This is a genomic window from Micromonospora sp. B11E3, from assembly GCF_039871625.1.
In the GTDB taxonomy this organism is placed as follows: Bacteria; Actinomycetota; Actinomycetes; order Mycobacteriales; family Micromonosporaceae; genus Micromonospora.
Map to the genome: position 1 here is coordinate 1 of NZ_JBDPMC010000257.1, position 560 is coordinate 560.

Annotated in this window: 1 protein-coding gene; it reads left to right on the plus strand. The window is 64.8% G+C overall.

All coding sequences use genetic code 11. From position 1 onward, the window contains the following. Positions 1–230 precede the first annotated feature (230 nt). A partial coding sequence (locus ABGB16_RS33960) for an IS6 family transposase (RefSeq protein ID WP_347672133.1) occupies positions 231–560 on the plus strand: 330 nt, incomplete at its 3' end.

Consider the following 560-nt stretch of genomic DNA (forward strand, 5'->3'; position numbering starts at 1 on the left):
GTTATCAAAACCATCGCCCGCGACGCCTACGGCTTCCGAAACCCCGAAAACCAACGCCTACGCACCCGCACCACCACCACGCGACGCCACCGCGGACACCTCAACCCCGCTTAAGTTCGAAGAGCCGCTATGTCGTAGCTGTTGGTGGCGGCCACGTAGATCGCGGGGGTCTGTTGCGTTGGGCGAAAGCATGATCGACTCCGGCTTGCCGGGTGTGGTCTGCTGGGCCGGTGAGGTCGTCGACTCGTGTCCGGTCCTGGTCTCCGCCGGCGTCGGCGTTCGTCGGGTTCCGGTTCCCGCCCGAGGTGATCGTGCTGGCGGTCCGTTGGTATCTGCGGTTCGACCTCTCGTACCGGGATGTGGAGGAGTTGCTGGTCGAGCGGGGTGTCGAGGGGGATCACGTTACGGTCTACCGGTGGGTGCAGCGGTTCATCCCGCTGTTGGCCGACGCCGCTCGCTTCGCTCGTCACTCACCTGGTGACCGTTGGTTCGTGGACGAGACCTACGTCAAGGTCAACGGGGTGTGGCGGTACGTGTACCGGGCCGTGGACCAGCATGGT